At 43.1% G+C, this 26,229-nt stretch carries 27 protein-coding genes; 2 read left to right on the top strand and 25 right to left on the bottom strand.

The genetic code is table 11. The features are described 5' to 3' along the window. Positions 1-263: 263 nt before the first annotated feature. The 17 genes from NST58_RS09840 to essC form a co-directional block, all read right to left on the bottom strand. Positions 264-1,433, bottom strand: a complete 1,170-nt coding sequence (locus NST58_RS09840) for a copper amine oxidase N-terminal domain-containing protein (RefSeq protein WP_312150954.1) — start codon at positions 1,431-1,433, stop codon at positions 264-266. Between the two features lie 81 nt (positions 1,434-1,514). Continuing rightward, the gene (locus NST58_RS09835) at positions 1,515-2,495 is read right to left on the bottom strand and encodes a hypothetical protein (RefSeq protein WP_339247530.1); all 981 of its coding nucleotides are present in this window, start codon (positions 2,493-2,495) and stop codon (positions 1,515-1,517) included. Further along, a complete protein-coding gene (locus NST58_RS09830; RefSeq protein WP_076279374.1) occupies positions 2,482-3,033 on the bottom strand; it encodes a hypothetical protein in 552 nt (183 codons plus the stop codon). Before NST58_RS09830 ends, NST58_RS09835 begins: the two co-directional genes overlap by 14 nt. A gap of 14 nt (positions 3,034-3,047) precedes the next feature. Beyond that, positions 3,048-3,410, bottom strand: coding sequence for a hypothetical protein (locus tag NST58_RS09825; RefSeq protein ID WP_076279375.1), 363 nt, complete (start codon positions 3,408-3,410; stop codon positions 3,048-3,050). After that, entirely contained in the window at positions 3,407-3,949 is a 543-nt protein-coding gene (locus NST58_RS09820) for a hypothetical protein (RefSeq protein WP_076279376.1), read from the bottom strand. Before NST58_RS09820 ends, NST58_RS09825 begins: the two co-directional genes overlap by 4 nt. A gap of 27 nt (positions 3,950-3,976) precedes the next feature. Continuing rightward, a complete protein-coding gene (locus NST58_RS09815; protein WP_076279377.1) occupies positions 3,977-4,498 on the bottom strand; it encodes a hypothetical protein in 522 nt (173 codons plus the stop codon). A 57-nt stretch (positions 4,499-4,555) separates the two neighbouring features. Continuing rightward, positions 4,556-5,059: a hypothetical protein gene (locus NST58_RS09810; protein WP_339247527.1), complete on the bottom strand. Its 504-nt coding sequence runs from the start codon at positions 5,057-5,059 to the stop codon at positions 4,556-4,558. Positions 5,060-5,072: 13 nt separating this feature from the next. Further along, complete coding sequence (locus NST58_RS09805; protein ID WP_076279378.1) at positions 5,073-7,154, bottom strand: hypothetical protein; 2,082 nt, start codon at positions 7,152-7,154, stop codon at positions 5,073-5,075. Further along, positions 7,151-8,998, bottom strand: a complete 1,848-nt coding sequence (locus NST58_RS09800) for an ATPase, T2SS/T4P/T4SS family (protein ID WP_081387195.1) — start codon at positions 8,996-8,998, stop codon at positions 7,151-7,153. The genes NST58_RS09805 and NST58_RS09800 overlap by 4 nt, the downstream gene beginning before the upstream one ends. Beyond that, positions 8,991-9,824 carry a hypothetical protein gene (locus NST58_RS09795; protein WP_076219077.1) on the bottom strand — a complete coding sequence of 278 codons (834 nt, stop codon included), beginning with the start codon at positions 9,822-9,824 and terminating at the stop codon, positions 8,991-8,993. The genes NST58_RS09800 and NST58_RS09795 overlap by 8 nt, the downstream gene beginning before the upstream one ends. A gap of 6 nt (positions 9,825-9,830) precedes the next feature. Continuing rightward, positions 9,831-10,400, bottom strand: coding sequence for a hypothetical protein (locus tag NST58_RS09790; RefSeq protein ID WP_339247526.1), 570 nt, complete (start codon positions 10,398-10,400; stop codon positions 9,831-9,833). 5 nt (positions 10,401-10,405) lie between these two features. After that, entirely contained in the window at positions 10,406-11,455 is a 1,050-nt protein-coding gene (locus tag NST58_RS09785; protein ID WP_076219075.1) for an SAF domain-containing protein, read from the bottom strand. A 21-nt stretch (positions 11,456-11,476) separates the two neighbouring features. After that, entirely contained in the window at positions 11,477-11,830 is a 354-nt protein-coding gene (locus NST58_RS09780; protein WP_076279382.1) for a hypothetical protein, read from the bottom strand. 21 nt (positions 11,831-11,851) lie between these two features. Continuing rightward, positions 11,852-13,312, bottom strand: coding sequence for a hypothetical protein (locus NST58_RS09775; RefSeq protein WP_076279383.1), 1,461 nt, complete (start codon positions 13,310-13,312; stop codon positions 11,852-11,854). Between the two features lie 27 nt (positions 13,313-13,339). Next, the gene (locus tag NST58_RS09770; RefSeq protein ID WP_076104573.1) at positions 13,340-13,591 is read right to left on the bottom strand and encodes a hypothetical protein; all 252 of its coding nucleotides are present in this window, start codon (positions 13,589-13,591) and stop codon (positions 13,340-13,342) included. 20 nt (positions 13,592-13,611) lie between these two features. Further along, the gene (locus NST58_RS09765) at positions 13,612-14,319 is read right to left on the bottom strand and encodes a hypothetical protein (RefSeq protein ID WP_076279384.1); all 708 of its coding nucleotides are present in this window, start codon (positions 14,317-14,319) and stop codon (positions 13,612-13,614) included. A 20-nt stretch (positions 14,320-14,339) separates the two neighbouring features. After that, entirely contained in the window at positions 14,340-18,326 is a 3,987-nt protein-coding gene (essC, locus tag NST58_RS09760; protein ID WP_339247519.1) for a type VII secretion protein EssC, read from the bottom strand. Positions 18,327-18,908: 582 nt separating this feature from the next. Between essC and NST58_RS09755 the strand changes: the two genes are divergently transcribed. Both NST58_RS09755 and NST58_RS09750 read left to right on the top strand, forming a co-directional pair. Continuing rightward, positions 18,909-19,244, top strand: coding sequence for a potassium channel family protein (locus NST58_RS09755; RefSeq protein WP_076124810.1), 336 nt, complete (start codon positions 18,909-18,911; stop codon positions 19,242-19,244). A gap of 353 nt (positions 19,245-19,597) precedes the next feature. Then, the gene (locus NST58_RS09750; protein WP_339247517.1) at positions 19,598-20,227 is read left to right on the top strand and encodes a LysE family transporter; all 630 of its coding nucleotides are present in this window, start codon (positions 19,598-19,600) and stop codon (positions 20,225-20,227) included. A gap of 61 nt (positions 20,228-20,288) precedes the next feature. Here NST58_RS09750 and NST58_RS09745 read toward each other — a convergent pair whose 3' ends face one another. The 8 genes from NST58_RS09745 to NST58_RS09710 all read right to left on the bottom strand — a co-directional run bounded on the left by NST58_RS09745 (position 20,289) and on the right by NST58_RS09710 (position 26,179). Then, positions 20,289-20,858, bottom strand: coding sequence for a manganese catalase family protein (locus NST58_RS09745; protein WP_036684067.1), 570 nt, complete (start codon positions 20,856-20,858; stop codon positions 20,289-20,291). 50 nt (positions 20,859-20,908) lie between these two features. Then, the gene (locus tag NST58_RS09740) at positions 20,909-21,175 is read right to left on the bottom strand and encodes a spore coat protein CotJB (protein WP_036684069.1); all 267 of its coding nucleotides are present in this window, start codon (positions 21,173-21,175) and stop codon (positions 20,909-20,911) included. A gap of 3 nt (positions 21,176-21,178) precedes the next feature. Beyond that, positions 21,179-21,397, bottom strand: coding sequence for a spore coat associated protein CotJA (locus tag NST58_RS09735; RefSeq protein WP_036684070.1), 219 nt, complete (start codon positions 21,395-21,397; stop codon positions 21,179-21,181). A gap of 208 nt (positions 21,398-21,605) precedes the next feature. After that, on the bottom strand, positions 21,606-22,631 hold the full coding sequence (locus NST58_RS09730) for an AI-2E family transporter (RefSeq protein ID WP_076124805.1): 1,026 nt from the start codon (positions 22,629-22,631) through the stop codon (positions 21,606-21,608). 47 nt (positions 22,632-22,678) lie between these two features. After that, positions 22,679-23,173: a DedA family protein gene (locus tag NST58_RS09725; protein ID WP_076100017.1), complete on the bottom strand. Its 495-nt coding sequence runs from the start codon at positions 23,171-23,173 to the stop codon at positions 22,679-22,681. A gap of 7 nt (positions 23,174-23,180) precedes the next feature. Further along, complete coding sequence (gene pssA / locus NST58_RS09720) at positions 23,181-23,705, bottom strand: CDP-diacylglycerol--serine O-phosphatidyltransferase (protein WP_339247515.1); 525 nt, start codon at positions 23,703-23,705, stop codon at positions 23,181-23,183. A 42-nt stretch (positions 23,706-23,747) separates the two neighbouring features. Continuing rightward, a complete protein-coding gene (locus tag NST58_RS09715) occupies positions 23,748-25,502 on the bottom strand; it encodes a HAMP domain-containing sensor histidine kinase (RefSeq protein WP_076124801.1) in 1,755 nt (584 codons plus the stop codon). Further along, a complete protein-coding gene (locus NST58_RS09710) occupies positions 25,499-26,179 on the bottom strand; it encodes a response regulator transcription factor (RefSeq protein ID WP_339247513.1) in 681 nt (226 codons plus the stop codon). Before NST58_RS09710 ends, NST58_RS09715 begins: the two co-directional genes overlap by 4 nt. Positions 26,180-26,229: the final 50 nt, after the last annotated feature.

The following is a 26,229-nucleotide window of genomic DNA, read 5'->3' as shown; positions in this document are numbered from 1 at the left end:
GAAGGCAATGAGGTAGGGTCGCATTGCACTTCACCTCCATAGGCTCCAGAGGATGCACACGTTGGTTGGGTATGAATATACCAACCTACCGTCTGGAATCTTATACTCGAAGAGGCTTCATTGGAAGTTGTTGTATAAAGAAATGCCCCGTCTTCAAACCTGGCCAAAAAAGAAGCGTCTACAACACCTACAAAAGGTGAAAGTAATAAAGAATTTATAAATATGACCATTAGACAATATAGACATTTACACCGCATCTTTCATCACTTCATTTCATGCAAGGTAGCATTTTCAAACAAACTTGAGAGTGAATCTAAATTCTTAGTTTCGCCTGGAGTACCATTATAGTAGTTCGTAGAAACAGATATATCAGCATAACCCTCATACCAGACTCCTTTTTTCAATTCACCAGAACGTCTGAAGTGAGCTATAAAGTACTCATCGAGTAATATGTCTCTATACTCTATAAAATTATTAATTTTGAAACGAAACTTGGATCGAATGCGGTAATCACCAGTGCCCGGATAATAGAGAACAGACGGTTCAGGATCAATCGCCCCTTCAATTTGAATTTTATTTTTCTTCACCCATTCAGCGTATTCTTTAATTTCATTCTCCCGGATGGATACCGATTGATTCTCCAAATTAAAAACTTCTTTTGCATAACTTGCCGGGTCAATCGTTTTGTAATCTACATTCAACCGTAGATCATACCCAATCTTCATACGTTTGATGATTTTGGCCATATCTTCACTAGTTACCTTAGTAATAAACATCTGTGCTCCGGTCTTAGCATCCCCAGCATAGTAGTTTATGGTATGCCTCATTTCGTACATTTCATTCGGGATGTCTTCCAGAATGTATGGATAATCTTTATAGTTCTTAGGTAGGTTTGTCGTACGTATTTTCCTTCCAAAATAATCAAGTTCCCCTAAATCTTTACCCGGCGTGTGAATGTGCACACTTTGAGAAAATTCGTCCACCTCCACTTCTGCGGATAACAGATCAGAGACAACGGTTAATGGAATCATCGTCATTCCATCTTTTTGTACAACCATAGCACCAAGCGCTACTGGTTGCCCGTTCACTTTCGCAAAAGAAGAACCTACTGTCAGTACAATTTTGTTTTCTTTTTGCTGCAGAGTTAACGTTTTGTTTGCTGCATTCCAGTTAGCTTGTGTGCCGAGTTTTCCTGAAATCATGCGGAATGGGATCATTGTCGTCCCATTTTCTGAATAAGGATGTCCCTTTGTCAGTGGATATTTAATGCCGTCCATGATGACGTTCACTGCTTTGGCAGCTGTTCCTGCCGCTCCCGCTGTAGTAATTAACAACACTAAGCTTGCGAACACACAAATGACTATAGTCATGCCTCTTCTTGCCTTCTTTGATCTAATAATTGCTGATAGACTATTAAACTTAAAATTCCTCATGTTCTCACTCCTCCACAATGAAACTTTTTTTTAATCCGATGACCCTATTTCTCCATACCAAATCTTTTACTCCCACATCTATCACCTAACCGCACAATCCTCAATAAAATACCCTTTTCGCGCAGCCTCCTCTGGATCGAACAGACTTTCTATAACAGTAACCCCCGGGGGTACACAGCTTTCTCCATAAGCAATATGTCTCCCTGCTGAATTCCGGGTACCTATCAGAACCTTTCGTCGCATTACTGCCCCACTACCTAAGGAATATGCATCCAGCAGTTCTCCCCCAGGAAGTGGATAACCTTGAATAAAAGCCATAATCCCTACATCCTGTATGGATTGCTCCTGCAAGCCGCGGGGAAGGGTGAACTGAATCGACAAGCCCATTCGTTTCACTAGCTCCAAATGTCTGTTAATGGCTGTTGCCAAGTCTTTTTCAACGAGTGATGTGATCGTACTCTGCCGGATTTCGTGAAATAGTTCTATAGAGGTCAGAGGATTAAGATTGGTCTCAGCCGCTAGGGTTGTATACTCCCCCTCATAGAATTCATTAGAGGTAGTATCAAACACCCGCGCATTATCGTCCAAAGTGAAATAAAGCAAATTGCCGTTCTGAAGCTTGTAATAATATGGACGCTCAGGCCAACTCACAGGCTTAAGTTCATCCTTCCCGCTATTACTAGCCGTGTCGTCCAAAGTAACCAACGTATAGCCGCTATATCCAAACATCACCAGTGCGGGTATATGCATTTTTAAATTGTTCATTTCAGTCTGGTTGTTCTCCAGCCCAAATTTCAAAGCTAAATCACTGTAAAAAACACTTAGCACATCCTGATCCAGTTGCAGTTGGCGTTCCCGCCCATAGTGCACTGCTGTGGTAGTAGGCTGCTGTTCCAGTCGTGACAGATAATCACCAGCATCATCCACTGCGGCTTGAAAATCATCCGAATAGCGTTTATACATGTCCTGATTGAAGACCTGAAGATCTTCTCGAGTGTCGCCCATAAGAACAAGAGGAATGACCAGAATTAGAAAAACAAGCACAACACTAAGGGGCTTCACTTCGGACCATCCCCCCATACTTCAAATTGACCGGAATCATTTCACTATGAAACAAGAGCGATCGCATCCGTGAGGCAAGTGTCGTCCCTTCAGATTCTAACCGGACATTGAACAGATCGCCTACATGCATGGTAAACCTTCTACCTGGATCATCTGCAGCCAGTAAAGTTCCTGAATGCGGATATAAGATTTCCAAAATATCCTTGCTGAAATATCCGTCATATCGGACACTAAAGCTGTTCTGGAATGTAGAATAATCATCAGGATTCGTATATAAGGGCTGTAAATTCTTTTTGTAATACTCCATTTGCACTTTGAAAACACCATATGAAGCATCCAACGAATGAAGAAACAGCTCATAATCGGAAGTATCCAAGTATCCTTTAGCACGAACGGTATCCACGAATTCCACCACAGCCGCATTGGCGGCGAGCTTAGTATTCCTTTCTACAACTTCGGATTGACGGAATGCCGGATAGACTCCGAACACAAATGCCAGCAAAATAATAATAATTACACCTTTCAGCGCGTCTGCCATGCGGCTCCTCCTTTCTAGCGGGTGGCGGAGATTTGCGTAATCATCTCATCGGTTCGCGTGACTCTTAACTGATAAGCAGCATCAGGCACTCCACGCAAATCCACTGCTGTAAGGTCCGTTTCCTCATTAATTGCAATGCCATCGATATATAAAATATATTCCCCCTCCAGTGCTGGAGAGATCATACCAATGACCTGCTCACCGCTAATTTTGTTCAAATCACCTATCCCTTTGTAAGGTGCCGATGCAACTGTCGGCAGCTCATAGTGCCTGTTTGGAACAGAACTCTCCATCTCCAACCGCAAAAACGTAAATCCGCCGACAGCAAACAAGATCCAAGCAAAGAGGGTTAGTAGAAATTGAGTGCTAGTTTTCATTTATGATCCGGATTCTGATTAAATTCAATAATTCGAACCTCATCATTTTTGTCCTTATGTAAGGTAGCTCTAAAAATAGAAAGCGTATTGACATTACAGTTTTTACTGTTATCTTGGTTAGAGCTCTGGTCGAGCATTGCTGATACACTAAAGTTATCAGCACCACTGTTCTTGTCTCCAAGATCAAGCTCTGATGCCGGGTTTCCGCCACTGGCCGCTTTCGCAGGCTCATAATAAGTTTCATATGTGTTTTTCGCATAAAAACCAGTTTTATTTACTCCAGTCTTTATCAGAATGGAAAATTGCGGACGTCCCTTATATCTCATTGCCGCGTTAATAACATCCTGACCAGATACATCCTTGTTATCATAAGAATTGAACTCCGCTTGATTGATCATCTGAGTCTGGGCCAAGGTCTGCTCCTGGGCACGGATGAAATAATTATTAATGACAAGATATATACTGACACCTGCGGCAATAATCAGAATGGTGACAATAATGCCAATCACCCATTTAAGTCCCGTAGAAATATTCTCCATCTATACCCACCCTTTTCTATATCGTTTTTATTTCTGGGTAAAAACTATTAAACGAACCTCCTCATTGCTGTCCTTATAAACAACCGCTTTAAAGACGGAGAGTGTATTTACTAAATAATTATCACTGTTATATGAATCTGAATTTGTCTGATCAAGCATCGTCGAAACACTGACATCACCTTGAAGATTACTAGTAGTAGATAAATCAACTACCGGATTAGTAGTGTCTTTAGGTTCTTCGTAGCTAGCCCCATAAGTATTCTGCGCGTAGAACCCTTCTGTATTTTCCCCTGTTTTAATCTTAATCGCGAACTGCGGACGTCCCTTATACCGCATTGCCGCATTAATCACATCCTGGCCGGATACATCCTTGTTATCATAGCTGTTGAATTCCGCTTGATTAATCATCTGGGTCTGGGCCAGAGTCTGTTCCTGTGCGCGGATGAAGTAGTTGTTGATAACCAGATAAATACTTACACCTGCGGCAATAATCAGAATGGTAACAATAATGCCAATCACCCATTTAAGTCCGGTCGAGATATTCTCCATGATGTTTCCTCCTCACCTTATTTGGAGCTAATTTTTATTTTATTGCTCTTAACGCATCTACTCCGCTACGAAAAAAATAGCTGCAATGCGCTCATTATTATCTTTTATCAGCCTCGCCCTATATTTAGCTTGTGGACTGATATAATATTGTCCTGAAGCATTCGAGATTTCTTCTTCATCTACACCACTTTCGCTTCCCTCCTTGAACTTCGCTCCGGAATAATCAAACGCACGGCAATAACCTTCTCCACTTGGATTCATGCTAAATCTTCTTTCTGCCTCATTCTGACCATTAGCATATGGTTTCTCAACGTATAGGCAGAAGCCTTGCTGCGACTCGTACCTCCGATAAGCTGTGAGAATCTGGGAGCCGCTGACAATCTGATTGTCAAATGCGGAATATTGCTGCTCCGAAAGCTCCCTGGCCTGTGCCGCCGCCTGGCTATTCGCCAATTCGACAACTGGCTGTGTCTTCCCCCACAAGAACAGACCGGATGATATAATGGCCAGTGTGATCAGAATCGATATTGTTGTTTTCAAAAAGCTTGCTATATTCTCCATGCCTGTATCTCCTTCACATTTTGCCAGTTACAACAGTCAGGTCACCCAGCTGCTGGAAGGCCATATAGACGAAGGGAAGCAGTAAATATAAGGTGAACGTTGCCTGCATCGGCAAGAACCCAAACATTTTACCCAGTGTACTTTTCCTGCTGATGACCTTCTCATAGTGCTCCTTGCGTTGATCCATCGCGAATGCCCTCTCCGCATCCATATCATCAAACGCCTTCTTCACCGGGATCAGATCGGCTGCAACCTGCAAGCGGTCTGCGAGCCGTTCGAGGGGAACGAAACGTGCGTCCTCCTTCAGATTCTCAATGGCACTCCAGCCTCCAGCCTCATAATCCAGCATGCAGCGCAGCAGCTGCCGCTCAAAAATATAGCTGTAACGATGCAGCCACTCTATCATTTCGTACACGCTGATATTCGGAAATTGAGACAGCATCATGGAAAGTGTATTGAAGCCATCCACCTCATTCTGCATTTCCCACTTTCGCAGCTGAGTACGAATGATTAAGTAAGCATCCGGAAGATAAAACCCTGCCACCGCCAGCCCAAAAGCCAGCAAAAGTTCATACCATTTGTAGTACTCCTCATGATATTGCTCTACCCTGTTCATTAACTGTGCAGCATAGGCATTCTGGTTCAGATTGTTCTGAAGGAAAGACTTATTCTCCGCTTTCTCCTGAATGTAGGGCAACATCTGATCCGGTGTAATATCCTTCGCTACCAGTTCTCCAATTAAAGTCTGCTCAAAAGCGTAACGTTCCTCGCTCAGCAGCTTCTGAGATTCTGTCTGATTGCCCCCTGTTGTAATCTGCTTATTGGGGTGCAAAATGTTGTGCTTGATATTGGCATGGATGGAAAATTGAAGCGATACGATCAGCATAAAGATAACTACTGCCGCTAATGTTTTCTGCAAAAAGAAGGCCTGTTGCGACAATCCGGAGTTAGCATCCTTCAATTTGCCGGCTACCTTGAAATGAAGAGGCTCATGTTCTGCCGGCGTGATTCGATCCACCAATTTAAAGATCCATTTTTTCTTCAGAATCCGTTTTAACCACTTACCCTCATCTTTGATAGATTGTGTATCTTCATCCACACCCTTGAGAATCCGCAAGGCAATAAACGATATTATGAACGTGATATAAAGTAAGATTAAAGAATATAACCCCCAGGCCGAATTGTAGTAATTAGATACAATAGGAAACATTCCCTCCGCCCAATTGCGGATTGGATCCAGCATGAATACGGGTGAAATGGCTACAAAAACGATACCATATAACAAACGATCGATTCGTTCACGCCGATTAATATCCATATGAATCTCTTCTCTGATATTGCCAAGCATCGATAGATAAATCGAACGCTCCCCTTTATGGATATCCGCATCGCCATATTCACCTATTTTGTAACTCACCCCAGCTAGTTGCTTCATATAACGGTTAGGTGCAATCTCATAATATTTCTGTAGTTCATCTTCCGGGTCCACCGCTGCCAGAATCCCGGCAATCTGCCGGGCATGCACGGCTACCATTGGTTTCGAACGTTCCGCAGAATTCTCCAAGCTGACTTGCACCATATGTGTCTGATGATATTCATGGCGAATATCCAGAATCATGGACGATTGGTCATATAACATCTGCTTTACTAAACGCCCAATGAAGAGATCACTAAGGACACCTCCAAGATAAACTGAGACTAGCATAATAGTCGCACGGCTTACCCACGATGAAGTCCAGAGGAATGAACTCAACGAAATGATCAGAATACAAGCAACAATCATTAGCGTCAGCGCAGCCGCGCGACTTCTGATCATGATTTCATTGCCTGCATGAACCAAGGTCAGACGCGAGCGCATCCGGTGAAGAAGTTTCTTCACTAATGGCAGTTCATCAAGTACCGGATAAGTTTTATGGGCCTGCTCCAACCATCTTTTTTCCTTTGTTCTCGTTGGCAGGAGAGCCTTTAGCCGCCTTTGCTCTTGATATTGTGTTCCCTTCAATTTACGCTGCACTATGTTAAGCAGCACAAGCAGGACAACCAGTAGCACTCCCGAGGTTCCCAAAATAATCAATAATAGGTTTTGCAGATTCATGCGGATTGCCCCCAATACTTCTCAAGAAATGCAGCGAATTCTAGTGCATCCTCTTCATCCATATTTTTGCGCATTTCATCGATTTTACGGCTGCTGATCGGATGTTTGGTCACGTATTCTCCGGCTTCCCACACAATGACATCCTTATAATCATAGGAACGCCGATCTGTCATCCGGCCAAAATATTCGGTCACGGTATCCATAAAAGCATCCAGCTTGTCCGTAATATTCTCAGGATCCTTGTAGTTCTGAGGATATTCGAACTGGGGATCTGCCGGAATAATCTCTGTAATCCGTTCGATATATCTTTTCCCAGCACGTAGTACCAGATGAACGTTGAAACCAAGCGCCTCAACAACCTGAACCTCAGCAATTTTCTCATTACTGAAAGCTCCCGATGCAATAAGACTGTTGCGCAAAGCGCTGACCAAATTGGGCAGTGTTTTGCCGTGGTGTGTAAACAATGTATATTCAGAAGCTACCTGGGCTGCCTGAATCACATAACTGACCACACTATGAGTAGCCGCCTCACCGACGATATTCACAGCGCCATCCGTTTTTTTCTGCACATCCAGCCCATCCTGCCCACTAACGGAGGGGGTTTCTCTAAAGGATAAAATATTTTTACCCGGATACATTTTTCTCGCCCAGATCTCGAAGGAAGTCTCCTGAATCCGGATATTCTTCGCATCAATATATTTGATCAGTGCCTTAAGCAGCGTTGTTTTCCCCGAGCCCTGTCTGCCAGTGATGGCGGTGACCTGATGGCCCAAGATGAGAAAAATAAGCATATCAATCGCAAGCTGTGCCCCTTGATCTTGGATCTGCTGATCCAATTCCACGAGCGAATCGTTAAATTTGCGGACAAAAAAAGCCCAGCTTTCAGCCATTTTGGGCCGCACAACCACGACCCGGCTGCCATCAGCCATATCGTTGATGATATAACCCTTGGATTCATTTAATTGCCCAGGATTACCAAACCCATAGATATTTTGGCAAACCCGCTTAAGCTCCTTCTCAGAACCAAAACTTAAGAATTCCAGGTGAAGCGACTTTCCGCGGTAGAACGTCCATACCGCATCATAGGATTGTGGAATAAAATGCTGCTGCTTCGTATATTCCAGAAAATCTGTAGTCTGCACGACATCAGGAGGCATGCCACTTGTTCCTCCATTAACTCCGTCAATGTTCTGATCTCGAAGCTCATCAATAACGCCGAGCCCCTTATAAATTTGATAAGCTCTCTGAACAATAATTTCAATCTTGTCCTGGATGGACAATCTCGGCTGCTCTGACTGATAGATATGGCGAATCTGTTCTTCGGTGATCTTATACCCCTTAGATCCATCAGGCAGCTTTTGCAATGTGTCCAGGCTATATTTGCTTACTATTACATTAAATGCATTCTGACCATGATCTTTTTTGAAAACATAAAGCAAGATATCGAAGCAATCCTGTGAAGTCAATCGATTCGTATGGCCGAAGCTGATAATCTTATCTACATTTCCTTCATCCAGACCGTAGGTCTGAACTAATAGATCCTTCATATAAAGCTTCACATATTTCTTAGCGGAAAGATCACCGTGCATGCAACTTCGGAGCGCTTTCTGCAATTCCCTTCTCCGCGCCTTCCGACGGTTGTATTCCTCCTCACTTGGGCTACCTTCATAAAGAGACGCCGCTATAATCTCCTCAAAAGCCCTTCTCAGAAACTGCACGATTTCATTCATATCATATTTCAGTTGGACGGAAGGTGGAGCAGCATCCTTACGTCTGCCCAGCCATAAGTACAGGAACACTCCAATAGCTATCAGGACTACAAAGATCAGAATCAGATTAATCATTCGCAGCATCCACTTCCGATACTGGAGAAATCTCCAGCATCCGGAGAATAAGCTGTCCCATATGTCGTACCGCCTCAGTGAAGTTTCCGTCCTCACTAAACTCCAGAAAACGGGATTTAGCTTCTCTTGCCTTCAATAGAAACTGAACAAAACGCCGTTCATTTTGAGCATCCATATAACCAATATGATGTGGGATAACACCTACTGCTTTTTTCTTCAATTCATACAGCTTAATAATTCTCTCTTTATTGAACCTGGAGCTGCGCTCATAAGCCCCAATACAATAGAGGACTGACTTATGACTCGGCACAGGAGCTTTGTTTTTGTTCAAAAAATAGGAATCCAGACTTACCTGATTCTGATTTAGGTTAACCACAATCAAATCTGCCTGTTCCATAACCAGAGATACGACCTCCGGATCATCTTCGGAGGAGAGGTCCACAAATAACAAATCATAAAACCTGCGATAATCCTTGAAGATATGCGGAAGCAAGAGCTTTGTCTCATGTTTCTCAGCACTCATAGATCCACTAAGCAGTTCCAACCGATCTTTAAGAATGGACTCCGCATGATCTCTAATTCCTTCAGGTGTAAGCATTCCACACTGCACTAATCTCTCAATCGCATCCATTCCACCTGTGGTCTTCGCAGATTGAAGCGTTGTTCTTGTCTGTGAGAACAAATGCTCAAGCACACCTTGCTCCAAATGCGTATGTGTCATTAACACGCGGATATGATGATCTAGCGCTATGGTAGCCGCAACAGCTGCCATATTCGAAGTTGTTCTCCCCTGCCCTTGAGCAGGTCCCCAGAAAGCCACTAGCACAATTACCTACCCCCGTTTCCTTGCATACTGCCACAGCTTCTTGATGTCTTGCTTTGGAACATCGCAAATTTCAATCAAAAAGTCATTTACAGCTTCGGCAAAATCCTTATCTACCTTAAGATCCACCCTTCCATCATGGACCCAATTAATTCTTCGCTCCGGACTACTGATGTAACTGATTTTCGAAGTAATCACTGGATAATATTTATCCACATACTTCAGCCCAAGTCCGCATTCTTCTTCTATGACAAGCAGTACAGTAGGCATCCGTTTCTGATCCAGCAACTTATCTACGTTCTCCATAGACTGACGGTCATAGGTAGTCGCGAAGACAATAATCTCCTCCTTAAGACCCTCAGGATACCCATGATGCCAGTCATACAGAACGATATCCGGTTTGTCAGCTACGGTTGAATCTGCAATCTTTATACCAGACACTTCGCCTTCAAAATACTGATAATTCCTGCTGTTATCCGAAATAATCATGACATCGTTGTTGAAATAATTTCTCAACAGAATAGCCGCTGCCAGTATGAAATCATGCTTCTCGCAATCCCCTGCAACAACAATGTGCAAATCGGTCACTCTCCTTCCAGCAGACTGTCATCTGTGGCTGCTTCTTTATTCGTCACACCCGTTGAACTCTGGTCTGCACTTGAATCGATCGGCGCTTGATTGGTCCGATCTATCACTCCGTTCACGGATTGGCTGTCATCAACTTTTGCAGCCTCCTCTGCTGCCGCCGCTCCCTGCACAGCCTTTCTCTGGATCACACCACTGCCGCTTGGTGCCTGTGCTCCCACACGAATTCTATCTTCATCCTCCATAACTTCGAGACGTTTCTCCAGTTCCTTACGAAGATTGGCAGCAAGACTCCACTTGGCCTGATCTATAATGAAAGGATTATCCTTAATTACTCCAAGTACATCCAGATTAGGGACATAATTGACTACAGGTTCAGGCTGAAGCTCCGGTTCTACGTACTGTTTCATATACAGCTCTGCGTTATTTATGTATGCATCCACCAGGGCAGCTTGCAGGAGCTGTGCTTCTTCTTCATTGTCATTAAAAAATGTATATTGATTCGCTAAATCTACGTCCTTCAGCGACTTCTTTCCTACTACTATGTAATCCTCGCCATTTGGAAAAACTATCCGAATATCTACGACATCTTTTTTCGTTAACCGAAGCGGCAGTTTAATATATTCAGTCTCTTCTTTTCGTTCTGAAGGCTCCAATCTCGCTTCATCACGTATCATTTCAGTAGTTACCGCTGTGCCTGATAATGCATCAATCTTCAAGTACTTACCAACAATTGCTTTAGACTCGCTGATCAGATTATCCGGTGAGGAGAATTTGGGTAGCTTCTCTTCCATTACATCCTCAGCAGTAATCACCTCTCCAGCTAGCTTTGGAGATATCAATACATAGGCTGTCTGGGATTGGTCCATATAGCGCTGCAAGACTTCATCTTTATCATTCAGCTGTTCTTCGTAAGCTGCCCGCTCATCGATCAGCTTAGCGTTATAATGGCGATAAGTTGCAAACCATACCCCGGATGTGGCAACGGCAACAAGACAACCTGATAGGATCGTATATCTCAGTATTTTTTTCCGCTTACGTATTGCCACTTCAAGACCTCATTTCCATTCCTATTTAATTTTCCCTGTAGATTTTGCGGCTGCGGCCGCCGCTGCCGCTGCTGCCCGTTCGGAGGCTTGTCTTTCGGCTTCCTTAATCCTGGCTGCCTCTGCTCTCTCTTCCTCCACCTGCAATTTATCTGCATAGTTCATCATATTTGCTTCAATTTGGGCTATGGCAGCTTTAAATTCGTTCATTTTCTTAATCCATTCCTCACAATGCTGCTTAAACTCTTCCCCACCCAAATCTACCCAATAACCAGACACTCCTGTGATTGCCGCTCTCATCTTATCGCTGCACTCCTGGGCAGGGGAGAGAAGTCGATGGCAATCAAAAGCAATGCCCCTAACCATACCTGAATTCATACCCAGCCTCCTGATTTATAATTACCGACTCTCCGGAACGAATGAAAATCCTATGCCTATTAATAACAAGGTCACAAACAAGACCATCCCAACAATTCCCCAGAGCAACGTTTGCTTGCGAAAGAGCTTTTTCTGAACGGTCAGCAGCTTCATTACCCATTCAACAGCCGCTTTATCTGGATACAAAGGATCTTGATGTGCAGGCATCAGAGTCGTTTGAATTTCTGAAAAATCCTTTTTCAACATTTGTAATACTTCCTGATGTCCATTTTCCAGCAGTAACCTGCACCGCTTGCGCTCGTAAGGATTAAGGGTGTTCAGCTTCTCTTTCAGCAGTTCATACTTCCACATAGCCCCGTTGCCTATCAAAATAGGAATTTGCGAGTTCCACCACAGCTCGAGTCCGCTGGTGCCCTTCCGCTCCCGATGGATATCCACCCATAGAATGATATGCGTGAACTCACTGGCCAAAAGCTCCGAAATATCCCACGAATACCCTCTGCGGTAGAAAGTGACTCCTTCATATTCGAACATGGTAGAAACCGAATCTTCTTTCTCCCCCTTAAAAACAATCTGTTCAAGCGAACTGATTTCGGGCCTGTCATCTCCGCATACCAGAGGCTTCCAGCCCAGTTCTGCCAGACCCGCAGCCAGCAGAAATGCCGCCGCACCTACATCTTCTTCCCCTCCGACACCACAAACTCCGATGACAAGTGGTACATTGCTGCCCAGAATTCTCGTACTTGCTGCTGGCATCGACTCTTCTTCTACCGGAATAGATTGTTCCAGACTCTCCAGCGTTTCCTCTTCGGCTAATGACAGGGTCTCCTTTCTGGCCGGAGGCCCCAGTCTAGGCGGGGTTGATCCTGCTGAAGAGCGAGGAGCAACGGAAGGTCTCCTGTTGGCGGAATCTGCTACAGTTCTGGAACCGGCCGCCACTGGCTGTGGACGGGTAAGCGACTCCACCGGTCTCGGAGGAGCAGACGGTGCCTCTTCCACTGCCGCGTCAGAAGCTGCTCTTGATGATGAGCCTTTAAACGATGCAAAAAGGCCTTTCTTTTTACCCAGGATATGATAATAATCCCTTGTAGTTTTTTTCTCTTTGATCCAATTCAGAAGATCATCGCCCTGGAATTCCGTAGTGAACTGAAGATCATGTATGTTCATATTTACAAGGGTCCGTATAAATTCAATATCCGTTTGCAGCACCGGGTCTAACTGAACAATCAGCCGCGTATGTTTAAGATATTTGCGGATCAGTGTCATGAAACTGATAATATCCGCAGCCTTGACCGGTGTGCCCAGACCCGCGCCGCCCTCCATAATTACAATGGATGAAGGATCGACTTCCTTGCTACTGAAACCACTTATAAAACTATGTAATGTAGAATGTTTACCGGAAATTACATAACCCTCATGCTCCAGTGACCTGGATAGCAGCATTATAAGTTCAGGCGAGCAGACTAAGTGTACGCTTTTCATAGGAATCCTCCTTTACGATCTCCCAGCTCAATAGGGTAAAATACGAACTATGGCTCCGTCCCCTTGTATAATCTCTGCGAGAACAGCATGCGGCCCCAACTCCATCCATTCTTCGCCCGTACGGCTGGCTTCACATTTAAATTCCCAGTTATCCGGAAGCCAGTTGGCTTGCTTAAGTAGCTCGATACATTGCCCTGTAGAAATAGAAAGAGAGACTTCCAAATCCAAATACTTCTCTCTTTCACCTTTAAATACAAAAGTAGTCAGTGCAGTTGACATAGTCTGATCCCCCAGATTTGTTAAGCTTCTTGCAGCCAATTACATAACTCATTAACTACTGCAGGCAAGGATTGCGTGGTTTGACTGACGTCTTCTTCCACCCCACGCAGCAGCCACATTTGTTCTTCATGAATCAACAGGTTCAGTTCGCGAATCACCTGTGCCTCCTCAGTAATGCATTGGATTTCTGCCAAGGAAGTTATGAATGCACCTGCTTGAAGAGATTTCCCCATCCACGTTTCAAGATCTACTTCTTTATTTATCGCTTTTTGTAATTTTTCTTTATCGCTCAATTCCCACACTAAAGGGATTCTTTCAATGACCTGATACATCAGCTCATGTAGTGCATAAATCTCCTGAAGCTTATAGGTGTTACTTTCCGGCTGATGCTCAAGTTCAAACCATACTTCATCCTGAACAAAATAGAAGACCTTGCAAGTCTGCTGATTTGTATGCATAAGCTGGCAACAATAAGATTTGCAACTGGATGCAACAGCGATACCTCTATGAAGCACTTCATTCACTTTGGCGAGCCCCACAAAATCAACCTCTAAATATCCCTTTACTTCCAGCGACCTCATCTGTGTATCCATTAGGGAGCGTAAATTGCGCTCCGATTCGCCTTTAAGATCGATTTCCAGACCTGGAAAACTGGTTCCTCCTATTAAAGCAGTTAAATAGATAATTTCTAAAGGATGCAATTCAAATATTTCACGAGCCGGCTTCATCGCTTTCTTCACCTGCTTATCTATAGTTCTGTAATCATTTTGAGGCGTGAAATGGATCCCTCTGTTAACAGCATCGCTTCAGTATTGTCCAACACCTCGTTCAGCTCATGGTATTCCAATCCCTCGAGTAGTGGAGCATAAGACAAATGATCGTTGGGTCTTCCATCGGACAACAATGCATGTCCACTGTTAATCAGTTCACCGGCAAAATCAGTGACCAATTGCATTTGACTCAGTTCAAACGAATCGCTGCCGACCAGCAGCATTACACCAAGTCCACCGCCAAACCTCGCTATCCGCTCCAAATGATCCAGTGAATCATTCTCCATCAGATCAAAAGCAGACTTAAGATGAGGCATTACAATGACAAGAAGCGGGTACTTAGACAGAATATACTCAGCCTCGTCAAATTCTTCACGGTTTTGGACATCTGCAAAAGCTTGCCGGGCATCATTTTTCCTTAGTTGCAGCTGATTCACTAAGGATTGTGTGAGCTGTAAAAACTCCTCAGCTGTACTCATATAGCGGGTAATCGTTGAACTAGCTTTCAGGCTTGGTATACTGACAACACCACTGTCAAACAGATGGAATTCCATGTTTATTTCGCCTGCCGATTTATCAAGAACTTGTATTAAGGCGTTAAATCTAAAGTCCACATACTTTTGAGTGGTGTAAGACACTACAAAATTGCTAACCTGCTTTACATTAATCTCTACCGGAAGTGTAGTATCCCAATCCAGCCCAAGCGGTACCAGATAATTCCCTTGCGGTTGTTCCTTATGCACACGTTCCAAAAGCTCTGCCAGTGAAAGCTTGTCCGGGATCACTGAAATTCCTACAGGATTATTCACACCTGCCACTGCTTTCATCTCCGAACTAATCCGGCGGAGAGAGGCAGCAATCTGATCATCCGAGCTGCCATCCACAGGAAGCGCGGTATGAAATTCCAAAATCCGGTTATCTTTGAGCAGTCCGCGGCCTACGGTATTCGTTGGCTCCATCCCTTCTGTTCTGCCCAGAATACTGGAATAATCCAATCTATCAGACATTTGATATACTAGAGCCTGCTTAATATTCTGGCTGATTCGGTAAGGATAAGAGGTTACAGCATTGGCAGCGAACACGAAGTATATCCCGTAATTACCACCTTCACGCACCAACTTGGAAAGCTCTAAGATAAAGTCATCATATGCTTCTGAGAATCCTGTGTAATTATCGAGCAGAATAACAATGTAAGGAACCTTCTCTCCAGTGGCCGCACTGTAAGAGACCAAATTGCTGATTCCAAGCTGAGAAAACTTACGTTTGCGTTCATCCAGTTGGGACAACAACCAACTGATCAGTTTTCCAAGCTTTTGTTCGTCCTCTGGAAAAATAATATCCCCTACATGTGGAAGCTCGTGGAATACTCCCAAGGTACGTGTACCAAAATCCAATATATAGAAATGAACGTAATCAGGTTCATATTTCAAGGCGAGGGACATGATAATTGTCTTTAACAGTGTTGTCTTACCACTGCTCGGTGCTCCATAAACCAGTAAATGTCCGTCCTGATTAAAATTAATATCCAGATTGTATTGCTCCTGATCTGACGGATTATCAATTCGTCCAACGGTGGCAATAAGATTCTGATCTGGCTGCTTCCATGATTGCCCATCCCAGATCTGATTCTGATCCATAACATCTGCTAAAGTCATGGTCTCCGGAAGTGGAGGCAGCCACAGCTGAAAGGCCTCTCCGATCGATTGCTCAGCAGAAATGGCAGCTATATGATTAACCACAGCCTGCAGCTCACTCAGTTTCGAGACATCATCACTGTTTTTCCCCTTCGGAATCAGGGCTCTGCGTTCACCACTTAGTGAAACGATATCCATCTTGGGACTTCCACCCTGATCTGTCTCCCCAGCTTGATAAGGCGCTCCGCTCCAGGAGGATTGGAACAAAGTGAATACTTCATTATTACCAACTTGCAAATACCCACGGCCTTTTTCTTTGATCTCTGCTGCCTCCGTGCGTTTTAGCATCTCCTGACTATCCGAAGGTGTCTGGACCTTCAGACATAATTTGAATCTGGAGTTACTCCAGATCTGGTCATCGACTACGCCAGAAGGTTTTTGTGTTGCCAATATTAAGTGAATCCCCAAGCTTCTTCCGACCCGTGCCGCACTGACCAGCTCTTTCATAAATTCCGGTTGATCTGATTTAAGTTCTGCGAACTCATCCACCACTATGATCAAATGCGGCAAGGGAAGGTTAACTTCCTTATTGCGGTAAAGAACGATGTAATTATCAATGCTGGTCACTCCGGCTTCACTGAACAGTCGCTGTCTCCGCAAAAGCTCACTTTTGATGGAGGCAAGAGCCCGATTGATCTGATTACCACCAAGATTGGTGATTGTTCCCACCAGATGTGGAAGCCCAAGAAAAGCGTTAGCCATCCCTCCACCCTTATAGTCAATCAGTACAAAAGCAATCTCATGCGGATGATAATTTACCGCCAGACCCAAAAGTAGGGACTGAAGCAGCTCACTTTTCCCCGATCCGGTGGTGCCGGCTACTAGACCATGTGGGCCATAGCTTTTTTCGTGCATATCGAACAAAAGAAATTTACCACCTGCCCCGAGCCCCAGAGGAATGGACATGGTACGGTTAGCCTGGTTTTTTGACCAGCGTTCCATTACGTTTAGAGACTCTACCTGCTCAACCTCAAAGCTCTCTAGAAAAGTAACCATTGGCGGGATATAGCTGTTATTTTGACCTTCTTTAATTCTGAGCGGAGACAAAGAACGGGCAAAAAACTCCGAATTTTTTTTATCCAGAGAATCGGCAGAAAAATAATCAGCTAAATGACTTAACAGCTGATTAGTATCTTTGCGAACCATCCCCTTACCGCCCTTAATTTCCAGAATAGCCTGGCAATTCAGCGGCAGCGCAACATCAATCTTCTCTGATGTAAAAATGCTGGTCACTCCAAGTGAAGCATTGCCCGAGAGCAAATACTTCATCATATCCGTGCTGTCCCACAGTTCAGGAGCAAAAACCAGAAAAACATAATGTGGGGCCTGCATTGGCTGTAGTCCATAACCATTCTTGCTGTTTTCTTCTCTTTTCCTAAGCTCCGGAAGTAATTCATCCGCAATATTAGAGGCATCAAAGGATGTTGTAGCCAAACTTCTCTGGCTTCGATCTTTATTCCATGTATGGGGCAGCCATTTTAACCATTCCCAGTGTTCCAGATCATCAGGCTGCATCACGCATATTACCCTTACATCATCGTAGCCTTGGTGTGTTGTTAAATGAACCAGGACAGCATTGAGGAAATCACGAACCTCCTGCTGTTTGCCGTATATTCCGAGCGTATTAATATTCCTTAACGGTATGTAGACTGGAATGTCTCGTACAAAATACATCTCTTCGCATATTTTACTGGCGATTTCTTCAAGTGGGTTGTCGTCATCAATTGCTTTCGCTTTTGAGCTATATGTTGGCACCAGAGCAATCGGCTGGATTCCAGCACCAACCCGGAGATTCAGAAAATCATCTTCAATTCCTGTTTTTTCCCATAGCTGCTTGCTTCTCCCCCGTACGATTTCAACACAAGATTGAATACTTGGATGGATATATGTATAGGCTTCTCGCTGCGTACTCGCGGCACTTTGTAAATCATTACGAACCTGAAATAAGTAGTTGAGATATTTCTTTTCAAGTTTTTTGTTCTGTTCATGATGTTTTTTCACACTAGATTTATAATTTAAAATTGAAACCATGACCGTCAGAAGAGTCATACCCATGGTTGATATCAGCATGGTAAATGACCTGGTCAATGTTGACATAAATATAGAGATGACTAACATCCCGATGGGGGGGACTATAATCGTCAACCATGAGAAGGTTGGTTTTCCCGATGGCCGGGCAGGATCCTCCAAAACCATTTCACCTTCCGGGTAATTTGGTTTAATTCGAGGGGTTCTTTGTACCTGATTGGTTAGCATTTCTTGAGCACTCATCTTTTTCATCACCACTGGATAGGAATTTTGGATTAACAAGAATCATTAGTGTAAATTTTAAATAAAATATAAATTTTTTTCCATTTTAGGATATACATACTGCATTATCGGTTTGAAGACTAAATAGTTTATATTTTCCATAACATTTTTTGCTAAAATGGTTCAAAGATCCCCAATAAATAACCATTATTTTCATAATAGTAAAATTACTAGTGTATATAGATCCAGTTCTAAGGTCACCTCATCATACTTTTCTTTTAGTTCAATTTAAGACATTTGGCACATTTACTTTTTCAAAGTTATTCATTACTCCTATCCGCTTCCATTGCCAAATAGAAGAATTCAAAGCTTTACTTTGAAATCAACATTCTATAATAGATCCTATGAATCAGAATATTTCTATCAAATTGAAGGAAACTTATGCTCTAAGAAGGAATTTAACTTGGGAGAGAACCAGGAAGTTACTGCTGACTCTAACTATTTCTCAAAACAAATAAGCAACCTCATAAGAGGCTGCTTAGTTTCAATAGTTTGACTACGATTTGTTATGTATGCTCTAATATAAATGAAGGGTGGAGCTGCATGTTATCATTTTTACTAACTTTAAAACGTTTATTCTCGGGCTTATGGAAAGCGCTCAAACGTAAAAATTTCCAAGCATTATTCTTATTAGTTTTGATGACGTTGTTGTCTGGAACCATTTTTTATGTCAAACAGGAAGGTTTGTCTGTCCTGGATGCTATTTATTTCTGCGTTGCAACGCTTAGTACATTAGGTCATCCAACATTTGTTCCCCAGACAGCACTCGGAAAAATATTTACGATCGTTTACATTATTGCAGGCACAGGGTTGTTCTTGGGAATGATCGGGTATATCGCTTATGAACTGATCAAGCAAACCGATAAAGATAACAATTAAATAATGAAATCCAAACTCATGACAGTATTAAGAGCCTTGTTAGCTGAAGCTAATGAGGCTCTTTTTTTTCAAATAATCGCTTAAATACTAACTTTCACCTAACTAAATCACATTTTTCATCTCATGTCACCCTTTAATTTTCGAGCAATAATTCATCGGTAAAGAAAATCGAGACCATTAATATTCATCTCTGGCGATCCTCAAATAAATAAAAAAGACCGTCTCTATTAGAGCGGTCGAAAATTTTAGAGCAAATTTGTAATAGATAAATTCACTCAAAAGAATTGCCCCCTATTAATTCATGGTGTAAAATATACTTTCGTTTAATTTGATAAAGGGGGCTTTTAATTTTAATGGCTTTATTTCTTACATACGTTTTGCTCGGCTTTTCCATCGCTCTCCCCGTAGGTACCATTACCATTGAAATGACCAAACAAGGCTTGAAAAATGGCTTTATGCATGGTTGGATTGTTGGCCTCGGGGGAATGACTATCGACCTCTTCCTAATTCTAGGCTTATACTTGGGTCTAGCTTCTATTCTTTCCATGCCTATCATACAAGTAATCATGTGGTTAGTTGGGGCTCTCTTCCTATGCTACGTTGGATATGACAGCATCAAGAATGCAGATCATGATATTTCCCTTGGAGGAGAGAAGACGTCCAAATCGCTGTTCTCTTCTTACAAAAATGGTTTGCTAGTGGCGATCTCACCAGGAAACCTGGTATTTTGGGTTAGTATCTTTGGTACCGTATTGTCCGACTCCTTTGACCGTACTAATACGGGCAGCTTTTTGCTCGTAGGATTAGGTATCCTGATTGGTATCCTGCTCCATGATATTGGCCTGATGACGATTGTATCCACCACACGAAAAGCAATGAACCGGACGGCTATTAAATGGGTGACTATCAGCGCAGGTGTTGTATTAATCGGCTTTGGCGGGTATTTCTTCTATCAATTCCTGCGGAGCCTCCATATTTTTTAACGTAAAAAAGCCGTTCTCTTTTAAAAGAGAACGGCTTTAAATGTCTTTTTCACAGAAATCCTTAGAACACCCGCTTCTGATTCCGATCATCAATAATAATCTGCACCGCTTCCTTAAACCGTAATGCATGCACAATCTCCCGCTCCCGCAGGAACTTAAGGCTATCCTGCAGATCCACGTCATCCGTCATGTCAATCAGCCACTGATATGTAGCCCGGGCTTTTTCCTCAGCCGCAATGTCTTCATAAAGGTCTGCCAGCGGGTCTCCCTTAGCTTGAATATAGGCTGCGGTGAATGGAACTCCGCTAGCATCCGTGTAGAACAGGGCATGATCATGCGCTACAAAATGTGGCCCTAATCCCGCTTCCTCTAATTCACATACCGAAGCATCCTTCGTCAGCTTGTAGATCATCGTGGCAATCATCTCAAGGTGAGCGAACTCTTCTGTAGAAATATCGTTCAACACGCCAATAACTTTATCTGGAATCGTGTATCTTTGATTCATATAGCGTAGTGCAGCGGCGAGCTCGCCATCTGCGCCTCCGTATTGCTCACTCAAATAACGCGCCATCCGGACATCACATTTACCCACCCGTACCGGATATTGCAGTTTTTTTTCGTATATCCACATTCGGGAACTTCCCTCCTCTAGAAAAATAGTTCCTTACGGTTATACTCCTCTTACACCTGCCAAGGCCAAGGGGGTTGATTCCATTCCCATGGACATTTAGAATATGCGCGGCCAAAATTCTGCAGCGGACCATATAACTCCTGAAAATGATTCGCTAGCTTAGTTCGTTCCAGCGTAAGCTGATTAAATTGTTCAATACTTCTCAGATCGTCAGGATGCGTATTTAGGTATAAGTTCAACTCCACTAAGGCAAAATCAAGGGTCTGCAACTGTTCAAGCAATTCATAATAACGTTGGTCGCAAGGATTTGCCTCCATAGTCTATTTCCCTCCTCCTTTGCACTTGGATTCATACGGACTAAATAGTGCTGGCCAGAGCGTTCCATACTTCAGAGCCTCCTGCAAACTAAACTGTGGTAAATCGGGTGGCTGAAAGGTGATAAATTGATTGGGTGGAACTACATACGTCTTGAACGGCACCGGTGGGCAAGGATCAAACGGGCCCCTAAAGGGGGTATACCTCCGCAGCTGTGATTCCATCTTTTTTGTACCTCCTTTGTTCCTGTTCCTTCTTTAAAGACTCTGAACATTACTCCCTTAGCTAACTTATGACAGCAGGACACAATATAAAACGTTATTCACAAAAAAAGCCCATTAGCAATTTTTTTTGTGCAATGTGCATGACAAATAAGCTGTCTCCGGAAAAGTACCGAAAACAGCTTATAACTTGGGTTTTTTAGTATTCAGCTTAGGGCTTCGCTCTTTTGAACGAATCTTCGTGGGTAATCTCAAGGATATCCAACATAAATACAAAGATAGGAATACCAAGAATAAGTCCCCAGACACCCATATAATGCTCAGAGAACAACAACACGCTAAAGGTGAAAAACATCGGCAAATTCATTTTTGTGGACATCAACTTAGGATTCAAGAAATAGCCTTCGATAAAATGCAACACCGCAATAATCGCCAGCACATATGTAACTGTTATCAGACCGCCGATGTTGTAACCAATAATTAAAAGCGGAATGAGCGAAATCAAAAAACCAACTACCGGAATGAGACTGAGCAGAAAAATCAAAATCGCTAGGGCAAATAAATACGGGAAGTTAAGCAACCACAAGCCAATAACAGTAAGACAGGTATTGAACATGGCAATGAGAATTTGCGCTTCAATTACTTTCCCAAAGGAAACGATGAATTTTCGGCTGAAATACTCCAGATCTATATAAAACCAGGCAATCCTGCTCTCTCTCATCCTAGAAGTGAAACTGACGACCCGGTTCTTCTCCAGAATAAACACAAAGCTTAAAATGGTTGATAGAACGAAAGTTGCACCCCAGTTGCTAACCTGCAGCACATAATCGATGCCTCTTTTGATATAGGACTGATAGTTAAGGTCCCTGAGCATATCATACAAATATAATGTAATCTTGTTCTGCGGAAGGTCCTCTGATTTGAGATTGGTGAGGAAGATGGCTAATTGCTTAATCTGCTCCAATACTTTAGGAAGATATCTTGCAAGGGCCAGTACAATCAATGCGATTAAAGCAAGGTATAAAATGACAATAATCACCTTACTGTTGACCTTCATGAATTTACCAATTCGTTTACTGAGCACAATCTGAAAGCTGTTCATGACAAAAGCAATCAGAAACGTCAGCAGTACCAGATTAAGCATCCCTCGAACCATGTACAGCAGCAACCCGATAAGTGCGAGAATAAAAAAGCGTCTGGTAGTACTATTCGCGTAGAATCGCTTGAATACATTCATTGATCTTGCTCCATTCAATTGCGATTAATAATGTTAAGCTTCAATGGCTATAAAAAGGAAAACTTAGCCCCCACAAAAAAGCCGATGGAAACAAAAAGGAGTGACCAGGTTAGCGCTCCTGCAGTCGTTATGAGTATATACTTTTTGAAAGACATAGCACTGATTCCAGAGATATAGCTCGATACATGCCTCAGACCTGGAATAAAATAAGCAATGAAAATCGCCCAGTTTCCGAACCGCAAAAACCATCTTTTCATACTGGCAAAACGCTTGGGTGTAAGGCCAACCCACTTGCCGAATTTAGCTACCACAGGTTGTCCTAGCCTTAAACCAATGGTATAGCTGATAAGCATTCCTGTGATGGATCCCATAAAACAAACCAATACGGAAAGTGAAAAATCCAAAACCATAACGGAGGATAAATAGCCTACAAACAGCATTAACACCTCATCAGGCACAGGAAGTCCGATAATCCCAAGTGCCATAAGGCCAAATATGGCTAAATATCCGTATTGTGAAATGAACTCTATAATCCAAGGCATGGGTGTATCACTTCCTGTTGAAGGATTTTTTAAGGGACGGAAATGGGATACGGCTGATCATCATTACGGACAGCAATGCCATTAATCCGATGACCAGTCCTGGTTTCATCCGTTCATCTAGTAAAGAAATCATCGACAGAATGACTCCAGCAGCAGTAATGGGCATCCCCACGAACCCTTTGGAAGGCGCCGACAGATTAAATCTGGCCAAACGAAGTGCGCCACAGATCAAAAAGAAAACTGTAGCTGCAGGTCCAATCCAGTGGGCATCTTCTAACCTATACAACAAGATAAGGAAGGTAGGCGCTAAACCAAATGATATAATATCCGCCAATGAGTCCAATTGTTTACCGAATTCACTAGTACATTGCAATATTCTTGCCAGTAATCCATCCAGTACATCACATATTGCCGCGAGCAATATCATTAATAAAGCTAGGCTATATCGTTCTTGAATCGTAAAATACAAGGATAGTGATCCTAGTCCCAAGTTTCCGAGTGTGCACGTTGAAGGCAACCAGTTCAATTTCATACAATTTCACCCCTTTCATAGCAGTATTTCTGTTGATTCGGTTTAACCTTCAAAGGTCACAGTAAAGCTGACACCGTTCTCCGTATTTTTCACTGTATAAAGACAAGCGTGCATATCTAGTATTCGCTTTGCAATGGAAAGCCCCAGACCCGTACCGCCTGTCATTCGACTGCGGGATGGCTCCGACCGATAGAACCGTTCCCAGATCTGCTCCAGCTGATCTTCAGGGATTGATTCTCCTATATTTTGAATTGTGAATACAATAGTCTGGGCATGACTCTCAATATTGACAGTGATAGAACTTCTTTCTTCCGCATGCCTGATAGCATTGGTCATAAAATTTAGCATAACTTGTTCGATCCAGTTCACATCCGCATAGACCGGTAATTCATTCGCAGGAATAATGATGACCTCCAAATGTTTTTCACTCAGCAAGTGGACCAGCTTGTCTGTCACCTTTTCCGTCAGTTCACTTAACATAAAGGAAGATTTCCGTAGTTTAATCGTGCCCGACTCCAACCGCGCTAGATCTAGCATATTTTTAACAAGAAACTCCATTTTATCGGCTTCCTCAATAATCACCTTAATGTAGTGATCCTGCTTGCCGGCACTAACGCCGTCTTCCAAACCTTCAGCAAACCCTTTGATAATACTGAGGGGTGTCTTCAATTCATGGGAGGCGTTGGCAAAAAAGTCCTGCTGCATGATCTCCATTCTTTGCTTCTGCTCCATATCCTCAACTAGCTGCTGATTGGCCTCTCTTAACTCCCCTAAAGCAGAGTCCAGACTTAGTGATAAGGTGAACATGCTGTTAGAAAGGCTGCCTAGCTCATCCTTCTGCCGAATCGATGTGTCCCCTGTAAAGTCCAGAGAAACCATCCGTTTTGCTATCTTGTTTAACTTAATTAGCGGACGCGTTACCATTTTCGAGAAAAAGAGAGAAAGCACCAGAATCAGGACAAAGCCACCCATTCCCAGATATAAAAAGAACCAACGTAAGGCATCGTTCGAATCCTTAACTTCCTGTAATGAAGTGACTGTGAATAGTAATTCAATTTCTCCGTTACTTTGCTTCAGGGGCAGAATAACCACAGAATTGCGACTCCCACTCCAGGGAGCAACCCAGTCTTGCTTCTGTATTTTCAAATTTTTAAAGTCTTCTATCTGCGCTGGTGTCAAAGGAAACCATTCCTCAAGAGCCTCAAACAATATTCCCTGGCGGGGATTCCATATTTTTAAATCAGGCAGTACAACTTCTGCAACAGTACCAGATGCATGAATCGTCCCAGTCTCTCCCGTCTCCCCTATGGTTCCGCCCCCTTTTTTTGTAATGCTTATGGGGTAGAGTATAACGGGTGAAGCACTGTCTTCATCCAGAAGTTCGCCTTCCACGCTCAACTGATCATCTACTTTAATGTTAGCTGCTCTCAGTGAATCTCCGTACTGATTCATGAATAGGGATAAAGAAACAACCATACTCTTCCCGTCATCATCGATTAGCTTTATATGAAATGGATCTTCTGAATTCATCCTTCCATCCAGCTTCAAAATAACCATTTGTGTTTTATTCCGCAGCATAAACCGGACAAGCTCCTGAGAGGTTCTAGTGCTTCCCCATGGTTCGCTAATATATCTTGCCGCAAAACTCTTAAGGTGTTTCTCCACACGGTGCTCTTTTTGCTTCTGATAGAAATTGTCAAACAACAGCAATTGGCTTAGAATCACCATGCCATAGAAGCAAAGGAAAAAGATAACGGTCATCACAAACAGTTTAAAAGTAATTCCCCGTCTTCTCATGCCTCTTCCTCGAACATGTATCCTGTGCCAATTACCGTACGAATAAAACGTGATTCATAACCCAATTTACTTCGCAGCTTTTTGATATGACTGTCCACAACTCTGGAATCTCCTTCAAATTCAATTCCCCAGATCCGACTGAGGATCGTATCCCTTGAAATAACAATCCCTTTATTTCGTATTAAAAGCCATAAAAGATCATATTCCTTAGGGGTAAGCTCCACTTCCGCATCTTCTACCTCCAACCGATGAGCCAAGGGATTGAACATCGCGGAACCAAATTTTATTATGCTAGACTCAGGCTGATGGGTGCCTTCAACCCGTTTCATAAGTGCATTTGCCCGGGCTACTAGCACCTTTGGACTAAATGGTTTTGTAACATAATCATCGGCTCCTAATTCAAAACCGTAGATTTTGTCGTCATCTGTAGACTTGGCCGTTAACAAAATGATGGGTACCGCTGATTTCTCACGAACTTCACGGCACACTTCGAAGCCATTCATAGCAGGCATCATGATATCCATAATCAGCAGATCCGGCAGCAGTGAATCAAACCAAACCAATGCATCTTTTCCATTATCCGCTTCAAGTACCTCCCAATCATTCTGTAAGAAATAATCAGATACCAGTTCACGAATACGAATTTCATCCTCAACGAGAAGAAGTTTCTTTTTCAATCTAGACCCCGCTTTCAAACAATTAATAAACATTAGCATAGACGAGCGTT

The sequence above is a fragment of the Paenibacillus sp. FSL R10-2796 genome (assembly GCF_037965315.1).
GTDB lineage: Bacteria > Bacillota > Bacilli > Paenibacillales > Paenibacillaceae > Paenibacillus_AQ > Paenibacillus_AQ odorifer.
Note: the sequence above shows the minus strand (reverse complement) of the source record. Positions and strands in the feature narration are given on the sequence as shown.

Coding starts and splice junctions, on each gene's coding strand:
- NST58_RS09755 (WP_076124810.1), top strand. CDS start 18,909: ATGTTATCATTTTTACTAACTTTAAAACGTTTATTCTCGGGCTTATGG.
- NST58_RS09775 (WP_076279383.1), bottom strand. CDS start 13,312: ATGAAAAGCGTACACTTAGTCTGCTCGCCTGAACTTATAATGCTGCTA.
- NST58_RS09805 (WP_076279378.1), bottom strand. CDS start 7,154: ATGAATCTGCAAAACCTATTATTGATTATTTTGGGAACCTCGGGAGTG.
- NST58_RS09820 (WP_076279376.1), bottom strand. CDS start 3,949: ATGGAGAATATTTCTACGGGACTTAAATGGGTGATTGGCATTATTGTC.
- essC (WP_339247519.1), bottom strand. CDS start 18,326: ATGAGTGCTCAAGAAATGCTAACCAATCAGGTACAAAGAACCCCTCGA.
- NST58_RS09750 (WP_339247517.1), top strand. CDS start 19,598: ATGGCTTTATTTCTTACATACGTTTTGCTCGGCTTTTCCATCGCTCTC.
- NST58_RS09840 (WP_312150954.1), bottom strand. CDS start 1,433: ATGAGGAATTTTAAGTTTAATAGTCTATCAGCAATTATTAGATCAAAG.
- NST58_RS09745 (WP_036684067.1), bottom strand. CDS start 20,858: ATGTGGATATACGAAAAAAAACTGCAATATCCGGTACGGGTGGGTAAA.
- NST58_RS09725 (WP_076100017.1), bottom strand. CDS start 23,173: ATGCCTTGGATTATAGAGTTCATTTCACAATACGGATATTTAGCCATA.
- NST58_RS09730 (WP_076124805.1), bottom strand. CDS start 22,631: ATGAATGTATTCAAGCGATTCTACGCGAATAGTACTACCAGACGCTTT.
- NST58_RS09825 (WP_076279375.1), bottom strand. CDS start 3,410: ATGAAAACTAGCACTCAATTTCTACTAACCCTCTTTGCTTGGATCTTG.
- NST58_RS09830 (WP_076279374.1), bottom strand. CDS start 3,033: ATGGCAGACGCGCTGAAAGGTGTAATTATTATTATTTTGCTGGCATTT.
- NST58_RS09770 (WP_076104573.1), bottom strand. CDS start 13,591: ATGTCAACTGCACTGACTACTTTTGTATTTAAAGGTGAAAGAGAGAAG.
- pssA (WP_339247515.1), bottom strand. CDS start 23,705: ATGAAATTGAACTGGTTGCCTTCAACGTGCACACTCGGAAACTTGGGA.
- NST58_RS09815 (WP_076279377.1), bottom strand. CDS start 4,498: ATGGAGAATATCTCGACCGGACTTAAATGGGTGATTGGCATTATTGTT.
- NST58_RS09735 (WP_036684070.1), bottom strand. CDS start 21,397: ATGGAATCACAGCTGCGGAGGTATACCCCCTTTAGGGGCCCGTTTGAT.
- NST58_RS09715 (WP_076124801.1), bottom strand. CDS start 25,502: ATGAGAAGACGGGGAATTACTTTTAAACTGTTTGTGATGACCGTTATC.
- NST58_RS09800 (WP_081387195.1), bottom strand. CDS start 8,998: ATGATTAATCTGATTCTGATCTTTGTAGTCCTGATAGCTATTGGAGTG.
- NST58_RS09780 (WP_076279382.1), bottom strand. CDS start 11,830: ATGAATTCAGGTATGGTTAGGGGCATTGCTTTTGATTGCCATCGACTT.
- NST58_RS09765 (WP_076279384.1), bottom strand. CDS start 14,319: ATGAAGCCGGCTCGTGAAATATTTGAATTGCATCCTTTAGAAATTATC.
- NST58_RS09810 (WP_339247527.1), bottom strand. CDS start 5,059: ATGGAGAATATAGCAAGCTTTTTGAAAACAACAATATCGATTCTGATC.
- NST58_RS09740 (WP_036684069.1), bottom strand. CDS start 21,175: ATGGAGGCAAATCCTTGCGACCAACGTTATTATGAATTGCTTGAACAG.